The organism is Burkholderia seminalis DSM 23518 (genome assembly GCF_902832885.1).
GTDB classification, from domain to species: Bacteria; Pseudomonadota; Gammaproteobacteria; order Burkholderiales; family Burkholderiaceae; genus Burkholderia; species Burkholderia seminalis.
The window spans coordinates 80,825-94,531 of record NZ_CADFDK010000008.1 but is presented as its reverse complement, the minus strand read 5'-3'; the positions used below and the strand labels follow the sequence as shown (position 1 = coordinate 94,531).

Annotated in this window: 13 protein-coding genes; all 13 read right to left on the bottom strand. The window is 63.0% G+C overall.

The genetic code is table 11. From position 1 onward, the window contains the following. Positions 1–71: 71 nt before the first annotated feature. Entirely contained in the window at positions 72–1,466 is a 1,395-nt protein-coding gene (gene atpD, locus HWX00_RS23725) for a F0F1 ATP synthase subunit beta (RefSeq protein ID WP_034188169.1), read from the bottom strand. 66 nt (positions 1,467–1,532) lie between these two features. After that, the gene (gene atpG, locus HWX00_RS23720; protein WP_034188170.1) at positions 1,533–2,408 is read right to left on the bottom strand and encodes a F0F1 ATP synthase subunit gamma; all 876 of its coding nucleotides are present in this window, start codon (positions 2,406–2,408) and stop codon (positions 1,533–1,535) included. Between the two features lie 119 nt (positions 2,409–2,527). Further along, positions 2,528–4,069, bottom strand: a complete 1,542-nt coding sequence (gene atpA / locus HWX00_RS23715) for a F0F1 ATP synthase subunit alpha (protein ID WP_034188171.1) — start codon at positions 4,067–4,069, stop codon at positions 2,528–2,530. Positions 4,070–4,113: 44 nt separating this feature from the next. After that, the gene (locus tag HWX00_RS23710) at positions 4,114–4,653 is read right to left on the bottom strand and encodes a F0F1 ATP synthase subunit delta (protein ID WP_034188172.1); all 540 of its coding nucleotides are present in this window, start codon (positions 4,651–4,653) and stop codon (positions 4,114–4,116) included. Positions 4,654–4,655: 2 nt separating this feature from the next. Next, positions 4,656–5,126 (bottom strand): F0F1 ATP synthase subunit B, encoded by a 471-nt coding sequence (locus tag HWX00_RS23705; protein WP_006477283.1) that lies wholly within the window; start codon positions 5,124–5,126, stop codon positions 4,656–4,658. Positions 5,127–5,255: 129 nt separating this feature from the next. Next, positions 5,256–5,525 (bottom strand): F0F1 ATP synthase subunit C, encoded by a 270-nt coding sequence (gene atpE / locus HWX00_RS23700; RefSeq protein WP_006482730.1) that lies wholly within the window; start codon positions 5,523–5,525, stop codon positions 5,256–5,258. A gap of 75 nt (positions 5,526–5,600) precedes the next feature. Then, the gene (gene atpB / locus HWX00_RS23695) at positions 5,601–6,452 is read right to left on the bottom strand and encodes a F0F1 ATP synthase subunit A (protein ID WP_012492242.1); all 852 of its coding nucleotides are present in this window, start codon (positions 6,450–6,452) and stop codon (positions 5,601–5,603) included. Between the two features lie 109 nt (positions 6,453–6,561). Then, entirely contained in the window at positions 6,562–7,083 is a 522-nt protein-coding gene (locus HWX00_RS23690) for an ATP synthase subunit I (protein ID WP_034188173.1), read from the bottom strand. A 565-nt stretch (positions 7,084–7,648) separates the two neighbouring features. Continuing rightward, the gene (locus HWX00_RS23685) at positions 7,649–8,779 is read right to left on the bottom strand and encodes an SLC13 family permease (protein ID WP_049030887.1); all 1,131 of its coding nucleotides are present in this window, start codon (positions 8,777–8,779) and stop codon (positions 7,649–7,651) included. Positions 8,780–8,788: 9 nt separating this feature from the next. Then, complete coding sequence (locus HWX00_RS23680; RefSeq protein ID WP_034188249.1) at positions 8,789–9,682, bottom strand: ParB/RepB/Spo0J family partition protein; 894 nt, start codon at positions 9,680–9,682, stop codon at positions 8,789–8,791. 31 nt (positions 9,683–9,713) lie between these two features. Then, positions 9,714–10,493 (bottom strand): ParA family protein, encoded by a 780-nt coding sequence (locus HWX00_RS23675; protein WP_175027857.1) that lies wholly within the window; start codon positions 10,491–10,493, stop codon positions 9,714–9,716. A gap of 51 nt (positions 10,494–10,544) precedes the next feature. Next, the gene (gene rsmG / locus HWX00_RS23670) at positions 10,545–11,231 is read right to left on the bottom strand and encodes a 16S rRNA (guanine(527)-N(7))-methyltransferase RsmG (RefSeq protein ID WP_175027858.1); all 687 of its coding nucleotides are present in this window, start codon (positions 11,229–11,231) and stop codon (positions 10,545–10,547) included. Beyond that, on the bottom strand, positions 11,228–13,198 hold the full coding sequence (gene mnmG, locus HWX00_RS23665; protein ID WP_175027859.1) for a tRNA uridine-5-carboxymethylaminomethyl(34) synthesis enzyme MnmG: 1,971 nt from the start codon (positions 13,196–13,198) through the stop codon (positions 11,228–11,230). Before mnmG ends, rsmG begins: the two co-directional genes overlap by 4 nt. Positions 13,199–13,707: the final 509 nt, after the last annotated feature.

The following is a 13,707-nucleotide window of genomic DNA, read 5'->3' as shown; positions in this document are numbered from 1 at the left end:
CGTGTCTCCTGTCCCCGGGGGTACAGGAGAATCAACGACCTCAACGGCGCCCGCTGCGTTACACCCGACCCTTACTGGATCTTCTTGGCCTTTTCGAAGGCTTCGTCGATCGTGCCGACCATGTAGAACGCCTGTTCCGGCAGGTGGTCGCACTCGCCGTCGACGATCATCTTGAAGCCGCGGATCGTTTCCTTCAGCGGCACGTACTTGCCCGGCGAGCCCGTGAACACTTCAGCAACGTGGAACGGCTGCGACAGGAAACGCTGGATCTTACGTGCACGTGCGACCGACAGCTTGTCTTCCGGCGACAGTTCGTCCATGCCCAGAATCGCGATGATGTCGCGCAGTTCCTTGTAGCGCTGCAGCGTCTGCTGAACGCGACGGGTGATCGAGTAGTGCTCTTCACCGATCACGTTCGGGTCGATCTGGCGCGACGTCGAGTCGAGCGGGTCGACCGCCGGGTAGATACCCAGCGAAGCGATGTCACGCGACAGAACGACGGTTGCGTCCAGGTGGCCGAAGGTCGTCGCCGGCGACGGGTCGGTCAAGTCGTCCGCAGGGACGTACACGGCCTGGACCGACGTAATCGAGCCCTTCTTGGTCGACGTGATGCGCTCTTGCAGCTTGCCCATTTCTTCAGCCAGCGTCGGCTGATAGCCCACTGCCGACGGCATACGGCCGAGCAGTGCCGACACTTCGGTACCGGCCAGCGTGAAACGGTAGATGTTGTCGACGAAGAACAGCACGTCGAGGCCTTCGTCACGGAAGTGCTCGGCCATCGTCAGGCCGGTCAGCGCGACGCGCAGACGGTTGCCCGGCGGCTCGTTCATCTGGCCGTACACCAGCGCGACCTTGTCGAGAACGTTCGAGTCCTTCATTTCGTGGTAGAAGTCGTTCCCTTCACGGGTACGCTCGCCCACGCCCGCGAACACGGAGTAACCGCCGTGTTCCTTCGCGATGTTGTTGATGAGCTCCATCATGTTGACGGTCTTGCCCACGCCGGCACCGCCGAACAGGCCGACCTTGCCGCCCTTGGCGAACGGGCAGATCAGGTCGATGACCTTGATACCCGTTTCGAGCAGTTCGGTCGACGGCGACAGTTCGTCGAACGCCGGAGCCTTCTGGTGGATCGAACGCGTATGTTCGCTTTCGATCGGGCCGGCTTCGTCGATCGGACGGCCGAGCACGTCCATGATCCGGCCGAGGGTCGGCTTGCCGACCGGCACCGAGATCGGCTTTGCCGTGTTCTTCACGGTCAGGCCGCGGCGCAGGCCGTCGGATGCACCCAGACAAATGGTACGGACCACGCCGTCGCCCAGCTGCTGCTGGACTTCGAGCGTCAGTTCCGAGCCATCGAGAATAAGCGCGTCGTAGATCTTCGGCATGCTGTCGCGCGGGAATTCCACGTCGATAACGGCGCCGATGCACTGTACGATCTTGCCTTCTACCAAAGCAGCAGTACTCATCGCTTTTCCTTTAAATACCTGATTCTTTACTCGCGCAAAGGCGCAGTTGTCGTCCCGGGCGCGCGCTTAAACAGCGGCTGCGCCGCCGACGATCTCCGACAGTTCTTTCGTGATCGCGGCCTGACGGCTCTTGTTGTATACGAGCTGCAGTTCGCTGATCACCGTCTTCGCGTTGTCGGACGCGGCCTTCATCGCGACCATGCGCGCCGATTGCTCGGACGCCATGTTTTCCGCGACGGCCTGGTACACCAGCGCCTCGACGTAACGCACGAGCAGTTCGTCGACGACTGCCTGCGCGTCCGGCTCGTAGATGTAGTCCCACGACGTGGCCGGCGTACCGTCATCGGCTTCGAAGTGTTCCGACGACAGCGGCAGCAGCTGCTCGATCACGGCTTCCTGCTTCATCGTGTTGACGAAGCGCGTGTAAGCGATATAAACCGCCGACAGCTTGCCTTCCGAATACAGATCGAGCTGCGTCTTCACGGCGCCGATCAGCTTGTCCAGATGCGGGGTGTCGCCGAGGTGCACGACCTGCGACATCACCTTCGCGCCGAAGCGGTTCAGGAACCCGAGGCCCTTGCCGCCGATCGCGGTGGCTTCGACCTTCTGGCCCTTCTCTTCCAGCTCCTTGAACTTCTGCACCGTCGCACGCAGCACGTTGGTGTTCAAACCGCCGCACAACCCCTTGTCCGTCGTGACGAGGATGATGCCGGCCGTCTTCGCGCCGTCGTTTGCCACCATGAACGGGTGGCGGTACTCCGGGTTCGCACGGCTCATGTGCGCGGCGATGGCACGGACCTTGTCCGCATACGGACGAGCGGCGCGCATGCGTTCCTGCGCGCGGCGCATCTTCGATGCGGCCACCATCTCCATCGCCTTCGTGATCTTGCGCGTGTTCTGCACGCTCTTGATCTTGCCGCGAATTTCCTTCATTCCAGCCATAGCTTGCTCCTTTGCGCCCCGGGTTAGCGCTTTAGCGCTTTACTCGGGGCTCATGCATCGCTCACCGAAGCGGCGCGGGCGCATCAGCACCCGCGCGGCCTCAATGTGTCACTCGCGGATCAATAGGCACCGGACTTCTTGAAGGATTCGATCGCCGAGCGCAGTGCGCCTTCGTCGTCCTTCGAGAGATCCTTGGTGTCTTCGATGCGCTTGATGAGGTCAGCGTGGCTGGTCTTCAGGTTTTCGCGCAGGCCCTTCTCGAACGACAGCACTTGCTTGACGTCGAGATCGTCGAGGTAGCCGTTGTTCGCGGCGTACAGCGACACGGCCAGTTCCCAGACCTGCAGCGGCTGGTACTGCGGCTGCTTCAGCAGTTCCGTCACGCGGCGGCCGCGCTCGAGCTGCTTGCGGGTCGCTTCGTCGAGGTCCGATGCGAACTGCGCGAATGCAGCCAGTTCACGGTACTGCGCGAGGTCGGTACGGATACCGCCCGACAGCTTCTTCACGACCTTCGTCTGAGCGGCGCCACCGACTCGCGACACCGACACGCCGGCGTTGATTGCCGGGCGGATGCCTGCGTTGAACAGGTCGGTTTCCAGGAAGATCTGGCCGTCGGTGATCGAGATCACGTTCGTCGGAACGAACGCGGTCACGTCGCCCGCCTGCGTTTCGATGACCGGCAGTGCCGTCAGCGAACCGCTCTTGCCCTTCACTTCGCCGTTCGTGAACTTCTCGACGTACTCTTCCGACACGCGAGCGGCACGCTCCAGCAGGCGCGAGTGCAGATAGAACACGTCGCCCGGGTACGCTTCACGGCCCGGCGGGCGGCGCAGCAGCAGCGAGATCTGACGGTATGCCCAGGCTTGCTTGGTCAAGTCGTCATAGATGATCAGCGCGTCCTGGCCACGGTCGCGGAAGTATTCGCCCATCGTGCAGCCGGCGTACGGTGCGAGGTACTGCATCGCGGCCGAATCCGACGCCGAAGCGGCGACGACGATCGTGTATTCCATCGCGCCCGTTTCTTCGAGCTTGCGAACCACGTTCATGATCGACGAAGCCTTCTGGCCGATCGCGACGTAGATACAGATCAGGTCCTTGCCCTTCTGGTTGATGATCGCGTCGAGCGCCACCGCGGTCTTGCCGCACTGACGGTCGCCGATGATCAGCTCACGCTGGCCACGGCCGATCGGCACCATCGCGTCGATCGACTTGATGCCCGTCTGCACCGGCTGCGACACCGACTTGCGCCAGATCACGCCCGGGGCGATCTTTTCGATCGCGTCGGTCAGCTTCGCGTTGACCGGGCCCTTGCCGTCGATCGGGTTGCCGAGCGCATCGACCACGCGGCCGACGAGTTCCGGACCCACCGGCACTTCGAGAATGCGGCCCGTCGTCTTGACGACGTCGCCTTCCGAGATGTGTTCGTATTCGCCGAGAATCACCGCGCCGACCGAGTCGCGCTCGAGGTTCAGCGCGAGACCGAACGTGTTGCCCGGAAACTCGAGCATTTCGCCCTGCATCACGTCCGACAGGCCGTGGATACGCACGATACCGTCGGTCACGGAGATCACGGTGCCCTGGTTGCGAACGTCTGCGCTCGCTTCAAGGCCCTGGATCCGGCTCTTGATCAGCTCGCTGATCTCAGAGGGATTGAGTTGCATTATTCGCTCCTGATAGTCAATTCTGTTGCGTGCCGGCGTGGCGCTCAGGCGGTCAAGGCAGCCTGCATCGATGCGAGGCGCGCGCGAACCGAGGTGTCGAGCACTTCGTCGCCGACCGTCACGCGCACGCCGCCGATCAGCGACGAATCGACTTCGACCGTCGGTTTCAGCTTGCGCTTGAACTTGCGTTCGAGGCCCGAGACGAGACTGTCGAGATCCGCGCCGTTCAGCGGGAACGCGCTCACGATCTCGGCGTCGGCTGCGCCTTCACGTTCGTTCTTGAGCGCCTCGAACTGCTCGGCAATTTCCGGCAGCAGCGCGATGCGATGATTGTCGACCAGCATCTGCACGAAGTTCTTCGCTTCGGCGCCGGCCGCGAGCGGCGACTTCACCGCAGCAAGCAGCAACTCGGCTACTTGCGTGCGCGTCACCTTCGGGCTCGACGCGACCGACAGTACTTCCGGCAGACGCGCAACCTGGGCCAGCTCTTGCACGAGCGTGGACCAGGCGGCGATGTCACCGCCCTCGGCCACGCGGAACAGCGCTTCTGCGTAAGGGCGGGCGATGGTTGCAAGTTCGGCCATGATCAGAGCTCGGCTTTCAGTTGATTCAGCAGTTGGGCGTGGGCCGTTTGATCGACTTCGCGCTTCAGGATCTGCTCGGCGCCCTTCACGGCCAGCGCGGCGACTTCGCCACGCAGCGCTTCGCGCGCCTTCACGATTTGCTGTTCTGCTTCCGCCTTCGCCTGAGCGACGATGCGGGCGGCTTCAGCCTGGGCGTTGGCCTTGATTTCCTCGGCGACCGCCTGGGCACGCTTTTCGGCGTCGGCGATGCGCTGCTGGCCGTCGTTGCGGGCCTGCGCGAGTTCCTGGTCCACGCGCTTGTGCGCTGCGTCGAGTTCCGCCTTGCCCTTCTCCGCGGCGGCGAGGCCGTCGGCGATCTTCTTCGAACGTTCGTCGAGGGCGTTGATCAACGGCGGCCACACGAATTTCATCGTGAACCACGCGAGGACCAGGAACACGACCATTTGCGCAAACAGAGTTGCGTTGAGATTCACGGTGTTTCCTTATCTGCTATTCCGGAAAAATGAAACGGTAAGGCGCTCATCGAGTTGCATTCGATCAGCGCCCCAAGTCTCCGTTCCGCCCTGCGCCGGCTCACGCCGGACGCATATTTCCGAGGAACCTTAGCCTGCGAGCTTCGACAGGAGCGGGTTCGCGAACGCGAACAGCATTGCGACACCAACGCCGATCAGGAATGCAGCGTCGATCAGGCCAGCCAGCAGGAACATCTTCGTTTGCAGCGGGTTGATGAGTTCCGGCTGACGCGCGCAGGCTTCGATGTACTTGCCACCCATCAGCGCGATACCGATACAGGCGCCGATTGCACCCAGGCCGATGATGATGCCGATACCGATGGCGGTCAGACCCTGGATGTTGGCGATGTAAGCTTGCATGATCACTCCTTTGTGAAAAGACTTGGAACTGAGATTTAAAAAACTAAAACGAAGACTCTTTCTTGCACGCCGCGCTTAGTGCTTGTCGTGCGCCTGGCCGAGATACACCAGCGTCAGCATCATGAAAATGAATGCCTGCAACAGAACAATCAGGATGTGGAAGATTGCCCAGACGCTACCCGCGATCACATGACCAACGAAGCCGAGGAACGTTGCGTCGCCACCGAAGCTCCACATGCTGCCGAGCAGGGCGATCAACAGGAACAACAGCTCACCCGCGTACATGTTGCCGAACAGCCGCATACCGAGAGAAACGGTCTTCGCGAGATATTCGACAATGTTGAGCGCGAGGTTCGGGATCCACAGCAGCGGGTGTGCGCCGAACGGTGCCGACAGCAGCTCGTGCACGAAGCCGCCCGCGCCCTTGATCTTGATGCTGTAGTAGATCATCAGGACGAACACGCCGAGCGCGATGCCGAGCGTGCCGTTCAGGTCGGCCGTCGGGACGATGCGATGGTGGGAAATCACGTCCGACAGACCGAGCAGGCCGATCACGCGGCCCGGCAGGTCGACCGGGAGGAAGTCGAGGGAGTTCATCAGCGCGACCCACACGAACACCGTGAGGGCGAGCGGAGCGATGAAGGTACGATTGCCGTGGACGATGGCCTTCGACTGGTCTTCGACCATTTCGACGAGCATCTCGATCGCGCACTGGAAGCGGCCCGGCACGCCCGACGTCGCCTTGCGGGCGGCCAGACGCAGCAGGACGATCGTCACGATGCCGCACACGATCGACCAGAACAGCGTGTCGAGATTCCAGACGTGGATGTCGAAAATCGACGTCTGATGCGAGGTGGAGAAATTCTGCAAGTGGTGCGCAATGTACTCGGACGGATCCGGACCGCGCGTGCCTTCGCTAGCTGCCATATCGTTAATGCCACCCAAATTGTCGAAAATCGTTTTGCCTGTTCCGCAACACGCTATTGCGGGAACGGGCCGGTGCGGTTCGCTGTCGAAACCGCACGCTGCTTGTTCCTTACCGCCAGGCCAGCGCGATCCAGTAGGTCTTCAGCACGACGAGGTACGTGACGAGGAACGGCACCCAGTGCACGCCGGCCCAGCCGAACGCCACTGCGGTGAACATCCCGATCGTCAGAGCGAGCTTCAGGGCTTCGCCCATCACCCAGCTCATCACGGTGGCCGAGCCACCTGCCTTCAGTCGTGCCACGAATACCGCACTTGGCACCCAGCCAATCGCTCCGCCCAGAAACGCGGATTGCGCAGCGGCGCCCGGCGACTTCGAAAACAGCCACCACGCCAGCGTTGCAACCAGGGACAGGACCACTTGCGCGAACACCACCTTGTAGGGGGTCACGCGCGAGGGCTTGCTCACGTTCGGACCGAACAGCCTCTCGGCTTCCGTCCGTGTAAGCGGAACGATGTTGTTATCTTGCTGCTCGACATCCCAGTCGTCGGATTCGCGCCACTCACCGGCCGCCGAAGCGGGGCGTTGCGTGCGCTGATCATCGTGCCTGTCGTCCGGCGCCTGACCCGCCATCGCAATCTTCCGCAAAGTCCTTGAACCCGACCCCAAGCTTTCTGAAAGCTTTCAGGGGTGCCTAGCTAACAAATCCGGGCGATTGTAAGCGATAGTTGCAAGTGATTCAAGGCTTTAGACGCGACAAAAACCTGCATAAAACGACGCCTCATCATGTGAAAAAACACCCGATTCGACGACGTACGATGACAGTTGTAAGGTCGGTTTCTTGCACCGGTATTTCTTGCGCGTAAAACGCCGGCGGCAGGGGGAATGACGGGGAAACGATGCCCGGTACGGGTCCGGGCGGAGCGGCACGATCGCCGCGGGAAATGCGCGGTGAAACACTCGCCCGGAATGACTTGGCACGACGGCCCGGAACACGCGAAGCGCCCTGGCCGATCGGTCGTGCGCGACGGGTGAAATTCGACCGGACGCTCGCGCATCGATACGTCCAATCAGTTGTCGCGCCACCACAGGTGTTCGACTGTGGGTTGCGGCACTTATCAACAGCCTATAACCACCGCGAACACTGCACCCTTCCCCGCCCCTCGAATCGCACACCTGTGCCGCGCACCCGCCTTGCTCAACCGTGAACGAGCAACCACGCGCCAAGTGCCGCGCTCACGAGCGCGAACGGAATCGACACCAGATGAAACGGCAGCCACATGCGCGGCTCCTTCGCGAGACGCACCGCGATCAGGTTCGCGAGCGAACCGATGGCAAAACCGAAACCGCCGACCGATACGCCGAACGCCAGCGCACGCCAGTCGTGCGTGAATTCCGACAGCAGGATCGCCGCCGGCACATTGCTGATCACCTGTGACAGCACGGCGCCCGCGGCATAGACGCGCAGCGGCGAATCGAGCCGCGCATTCGCGATCGTGTCGTGCACGACGGGCAGCGCGGCCGCGCTGCGCAGCACGACGAACATCAGCACGAAGATCAGCAGCAGCAGCCAGTCGATCTTCAGGACCGCGTTGCGTTTGACGGCGAGCAGGACGATGGCGACGCCGACGAGGCCCGGCAGCGGATGGTGGGCATCGGCGAGCAGTACGAATGCAGCGAACAGCACTGCCGCGATCAGCGCGTGCATGCGCTGTACCGGTAACGCGATGGCGTCGCCGGACAGATCGAGCGGCTTCGCGCGAAACATGAACGCGGTCAGCACGAGCAGCAACGCCATCAACGCAAGCGCCAGCGGCCCGAGCGTAACCACGAAGCGGCCGAACGACACGCCGCTCAATTGCCACAGGAAAAGATTCTGGGGATTGCCGAGCGGTGTCGCGACGGACCCCGCGTTGACGGCCAGCGCGACGACGATCACGAGCCGCCGGAACGGTAGCGGCGTCAGTGCACGCAGCGACACCATCAACGGCACGACGACGAACAGCGCGACGTCGTTGGTGAGCCACATCGACAGTACCGCGGCGAATCCGACCAGCAGCATCGCGAGCCCGCGTTCGGAATGCACGTGATGCACGATGCGGTGCGCGAGCCACATCAGGCAACCGGACAGCTCGAGTGCCTTGGTCAGCATCAGCAGGCCCGCGAGCGTCGCGACCGTCTGCCAGTCGACGCGACCTGCAAGCACCGAAAATGGTTGCGGACGCACCCATTGCAGCACGATCAGGCCGAGTGCAAGCACCGACAGTACCGGTTCCTGCGCAAGCCATCCGAGCCACCGGCGCGGCGCCGGTGCGCCCGTCTTCTCCATTGGCTGTCCTTACTCTTCGGTTGCGACGTTGCCGCGCAGCCGCGCGAGAATGCCCTCGAGCGCATCGAGGTTGCCGAAGTCGATCGTCACCTGCCCGCGCCCGCGGCGGCCGAGCTTGATCTTCACCGTCGACGCGAGCAGGTCGGACAACTCCTCTTCGAGACGGCGCGTATCGCGGCCGCCGTCGTCCTTCGCGCGCGCCTTCACGGCCGGCGCTTCCTTCGTCGTATGTGCGACGAGCTTCTCGGTTTCGCGCACCGACATGCGCTTGTTGACGACCTGATGCGCGAGCGTGATCTGCGTGGCCGCATCGACGGCGAGCAGCGCGCGCGCGTGCCCCATGTCGAGATCGCCGGCCAGCAGCATCGTCTGCACCGGCGACGCGAGGTTCAGCAGGCGCAGCAGGTTCGACACCGCGCTGCGCGAACGGCCGACCGATTCGGCCGCCTGCTCGTGCGTGAAACCGAACTCGTCGAGCAGGCGCTGGATACCGTGCGCTTCTTCAAGCGGGTTCAGGTCCTCGCGCTGGATGTTCTCGATCAGCGCCATCGCGGCGGCAGCCTGATCGGACACGTCCTTTACGAGCACCGGCACTTCATCGAGACCGGCCAGGCGCGCCGCGCGGAACCGCCGCTCGCCTGCAATGATCTCGTATTTGTCTGATGAAATGGGCCGTACCAGGATCGGCTGCATCACGCCCTGAGCGCGAATGCTGGCCGCGAGCTCCTGCAGGCTGCCCTCGTCCATCCGCGTCCGCGGCTGGTACTTGCCGGCCTGCAGCTTGCCGAGCGCGAGCGTGTTCGGCGCCCCTTCGATCTTCACCGCTTCGGTGATATCGGCGCTGCCGCCGAGCAGCGCTTCGAGGCCACGTCCCAAGCCCTTCTTCTTTGGTACCGCGTTCATGTCTTTCTTCCTCGCTTCGCTCATGTCCGGATCACGACACCTCGAACGCGCGGACGCGTTCGATCATCTCGGCACCGAACTGGAGATACGCCTGCGCACCGCGCGAGCTGCGGTCGAACACGACGCCCGGCAACCCGTAACTCGGCGCTTCCGCCAGGCGCACGTTGCGCGGAATCACCGCGTCGAACACCTTGTCGCCAAAGTGCGCTTTCAGTTGATCGGAGACTTGCTGCTGCAGCGTGATGCGCGGATCGAACATCACACGCAGCAAGCCGATGATCTTCAGGTCGCGGTTCATGTTCGCGTGAACCTGCTTGATCGTGTTGACGAGGTCCGACAACCCTTCCAGCGCGAAGTACTCGCACTGCATCGGGATCACGACGCCATGTGCCGCGCACAACCCGTTCAGCGTCAGCAGCGACAGCGTCGGCGGGCAATCGATCAGCACGAAATCGTAGTCGTCGGCCACGCGCTTGAGCGCTGTCTTCAGCCGGCGCTCGCGGTTGTCGATGCTGATCAGTTCGATCTCGGCACCGGACAGCTCGCGGTTCGCGGGCAGCACGTCGTAGGTGACGCCGTCCGGGCGGATGCGCGCATCGGCGACCGACACGCCATCGACCAGCACTTCGTACACGGTCGCCTCACAGGCGGCCTTGTCGATCCCGCTGCCCATCGTCGCGTTGCCCTGCGGGTCGAGATCGATCAGCAGGACTCGTTGCTCCTGCGCTGCAAGGCTTGCGGCGAGATTGACCGATGTCGTCGTCTTGCCGACGCCCCCCTTCTGGTTCGCAACGCAGAAGATCTTTGCCATCGTTGGTGTGTTCCCTTTACCTTCAAACAAACGGCGCGCTACCGCGCGCCTTCAATTCGCGTCGTCGACGGCCACTTCGAACAGATGCCGCTCGGCATCGAGCATCGGCACCGCCAGCCGGATCGTCTGCTTCACGCGGCTGCCTTCCGGCAAACGCGCAATTTCGTCATCCGGGTGAACGCCCTTCATTGCCCAGATCGATCCACCCGGCGCAACCAGATGTCGAGCAAGTTTAACGAAGTCGGACAGATCCGCGAAAGCGCGGGATACGATCATGTCGAATTTTTCCGGCACTTCGACGCCCGGCTGCAGCGATTCGACCCGCCCGGTGACGACCGACAGGTTCGCGAGCTTCAGTTCCGCGCGCATCTGCGTCTGGAATGCAGACTTCTTCTGCACGATATCGTTCAGCGTGACCTGCCAGTCCGGCTCGACGATCGCGAGCACGATGCCGGGCAACCCGCCGCCCGAACCGACGTCGAGCACACGCGCCGACGCACGGCCGCGCAGATGCGGGACGATCGAAAGCGAATCGAGGATGTGCTGGATCAGCATCTGCTTCGGGTCGCGGATCGCGGTCAGGTTGTAGACCGCGTTCCACTTGCCGAGCAGCGCGACATAGTCGAGCAACTGGTTGCGCTGAGCATCCGTCAGCGTGAGGTCGAGCGCCGCCATGCCTTCGACGAGCATCTGTTCCAGTACGTCCCGATTAACCGCCGGCGCGCGACGCGTCGTCATTGTTGCGTCGGGACGGCGCCGTCCCCCTGCTCCGTTGCCTCGGCGGCCGTGCCATTCCGGCGGCCCAGCCCGCGACGCTTCAGGTGCACCATCAGCAGCGAGATTGCCGCCGGCGTGACGCCCGAGATGCGCGATGCCTGCCCGATCGTTTCCGGCCGGAACTCGTTGAGCTTCTGGCTCACTTCGAACGACAGCCCGCGCACTTCACGGTAATCGATACCATCGGGCAAGCGCGTGTTCTCGTTCGCGTCGTTGCGTTCGATCTCGGATGCCTGGCGCTCGATATAGCCCTGATACTTGATACCAATCTCGACCTGCTCCTTGATCTGCTCGAGCAGCACCGGATCGTCGGTCAGCAGCTCCGCGGGACCGCATTCACCGCCCTTCAGCCCGCATACGCCGTCGTAGCTGATGCCCGGACGACGCAGCAGTTCGGCGAGGCTGTATTCGTGATCGATCGCCTTGCCGAGCAGCGCGGTCGCCTCTTCCGGCGGCAGCGTCTTCGGCGTGACCCACGTCGACTTCAGGCGTTCGGTTTCACGTGAAACAGCGTCGCGCTTCCGGCTGAATGCGTCCCAGCGCGCGTCGTCGACGAGCCCCAGCTCGCGGCCGATCTCGGTCAGGCGCATGTCGGCATTGTCTTCACGCAGGCTCAGGCGATACTCGGCACGGCTCGTGAACATCCGGTACGGCTCGGCCACGCCACGCGTCACGAGATCGTCGACCAGCACGCCCAGATAGGCCTGGTCACGACGCGGGCACCACGCGTCCTTCTCCTGCACATAGCGCCCCGCATTGAGGCCGGCCAGCAAGCCCTGCGCGGCCGCCTCTTCATAGCCGGTCGTGCCGTTGATCTGGCCCGCAAAGAACAACCCGTTGATCGCCTTGGTCTCGAGCGACGCCTTCAGCGCGCGCGGGTCGAAATAGTCGTACTCGATCGCATAACCCGGGCGCAGGATGTGCGCGTTCTCGAGGCCGCGCATCGAATGCACGAGCTCGAGCTGGACATCGAACGGCAGGCTCGTCGAGATCCCGTTCGGGTAGAACTCGTTGGTCGTCAGCCCTTCCGGCTCGAGAAAGATCTGGTGCGATTCCTTCGACGCGAACCGGTGGATCTTGTCCTCGATCGACGGGCAATAACGCGGCCCGACGCCTTCGATCACGCCTGTATACATAGGCGAACGGTCGAGGCCGCCGCGAATGATGTCGTGCGTGCGTTCGTTCGTATGCGTGACCCAGCACGGCAGCTGCTGCGGATGCTGCTCCGCGCGGCCCAGGAACGAAAACACGGGAATCGGATCGAGGTCGCCCGGCTGCTCGTCGAGCTTCGAGAAGTCGATCGTCCGGCCGTCGATACGCGGGGGCGTACCGGTCTTCAACCGGCCCTGCGGCAGCTTCAGCTCCTTCAGGCGCGACGACAGCGACACGGCTGCCGGATCGCCGGCGCGGCCGCCCGTGTAGTTGTTCAGGCCGACGTGGATCTTGCCGTCGAGGAACGTGCCGGCCGTCAGCACGACCGCACGCGAGCGGAAGCGGATACCGATCTGCGTGACGGCGCCCACCACGCGATCGCCTTCGACCATCAGGTCGTCGACGGCCTGCTGGAACAGCCACAGGTTCGGCTGGTTCTCGAGCCGGTGGCGGATCGCGGCCTTGTACAGGATGCGGTCGGCCTGCGCACGCGTCGCGCGCACGGCCGGGCCCTTCGACGAATTGAGGATCCGGAACTGAATACCGCTCTCGTCCGTCGCGGCGGCCATTGCGCCACCCAGCGCGTCGACTTCCTTGACCAGATGGCCCTTGCCGATGCCGCCGATCGACGGATTGCAGCTCATCTGCCCGAGCGTTTCGATATTGTGGGTCAGCAGCAGCGTCTTCGCGCCCATACGGGCGGACGCCAGCGCGGCTTCCGTGCCGGCATGACCGCCACCAACGACGATGACGTCAAATTCTGTGGGAAAAAGCATGGTGGATTCCGCACGCCGAGCTGCGCACGAACCTATCAGAGAAATGTATGGGCCGAATTATAGCGGGTTCGCTTTTCACCCGAATGCCGTCCGAATGGTAGGGTCTGTGCATTTCGTCGATTTTTGGGCCGTGGACGGGAGAATCCAGGGTGTCGAGCCTGTTCAGGCAAAGCCCGAGCACGGTTTGCCGTACATCGCTGCACCTGTGCAAAAAACCTGGCTGGCGAGAACGCCGCAAGCGGAATATGACCCGATCGATATCTGTGGCCCGCGAGGCCGCGCGAACACGACATGCTGTGCCCCCTTCTCTTCACAGCATTTCTGCCGGTTGCTCTCACCCTTGTCCACCGAGGTTCCACACATCATTGGCCTGTGGAACGAGCCACCGCCGCACAGGACTCAAGACGATTCCTCCGGCGCTTATCCCCAGACCTCGAGCCAACCAGGCCTCACCGGCAAATAAAAACGGCGTGTTTCACGTGAAACACGCCGTTCGTTTCCCGCCAACC

Coding starts and splice junctions, on each gene's coding strand:
- atpD (WP_034188169.1), bottom strand. CDS start 1,466: ATGAGTACTGCTGCTTTGGTAGAAGGCAAGATCGTACAGTGCATCGGC.
- atpG (WP_034188170.1), bottom strand. CDS start 2,408: ATGGCTGGAATGAAGGAAATTCGCGGCAAGATCAAGAGCGTGCAGAAC.
- atpA (WP_034188171.1), bottom strand. CDS start 4,069: ATGCAACTCAATCCCTCTGAGATCAGCGAGCTGATCAAGAGCCGGATC.
- HWX00_RS23710 (WP_034188172.1), bottom strand. CDS start 4,653: ATGGCCGAACTTGCAACCATCGCCCGCCCTTACGCAGAAGCGCTGTTC.
- atpE (WP_006482730.1), bottom strand. CDS start 5,525: ATGCAAGCTTACATCGCCAACATCCAGGGTCTGACCGCCATCGGTATC.
- atpB (WP_012492242.1), bottom strand. CDS start 6,452: ATGGCAGCTAGCGAAGGCACGCGCGGTCCGGATCCGTCCGAGTACATT.
- HWX00_RS23690 (WP_034188173.1), bottom strand. CDS start 7,083: ATGGCGGGTCAGGCGCCGGACGACAGGCACGATGATCAGCGCACGCAA.
- HWX00_RS23685 (WP_049030887.1), bottom strand. CDS start 8,779: ATGGAGAAGACGGGCGCACCGGCGCCGCGCCGGTGGCTCGGATGGCTT.
- HWX00_RS23680 (WP_034188249.1), bottom strand. CDS start 9,682: ATGAACGCGGTACCAAAGAAGAAGGGCTTGGGACGTGGCCTCGAAGCG.
- HWX00_RS23675 (WP_175027857.1), bottom strand. CDS start 10,493: ATGGCAAAGATCTTCTGCGTTGCGAACCAGAAGGGGGGCGTCGGCAAG.
- rsmG (WP_175027858.1), bottom strand. CDS start 11,231: ATGACGACGCGTCGCGCGCCGGCGGTTAATCGGGACGTACTGGAACAG.
- mnmG (WP_175027859.1), bottom strand. CDS start 13,198: ATGCTTTTTCCCACAGAATTTGACGTCATCGTCGTTGGTGGCGGTCAT.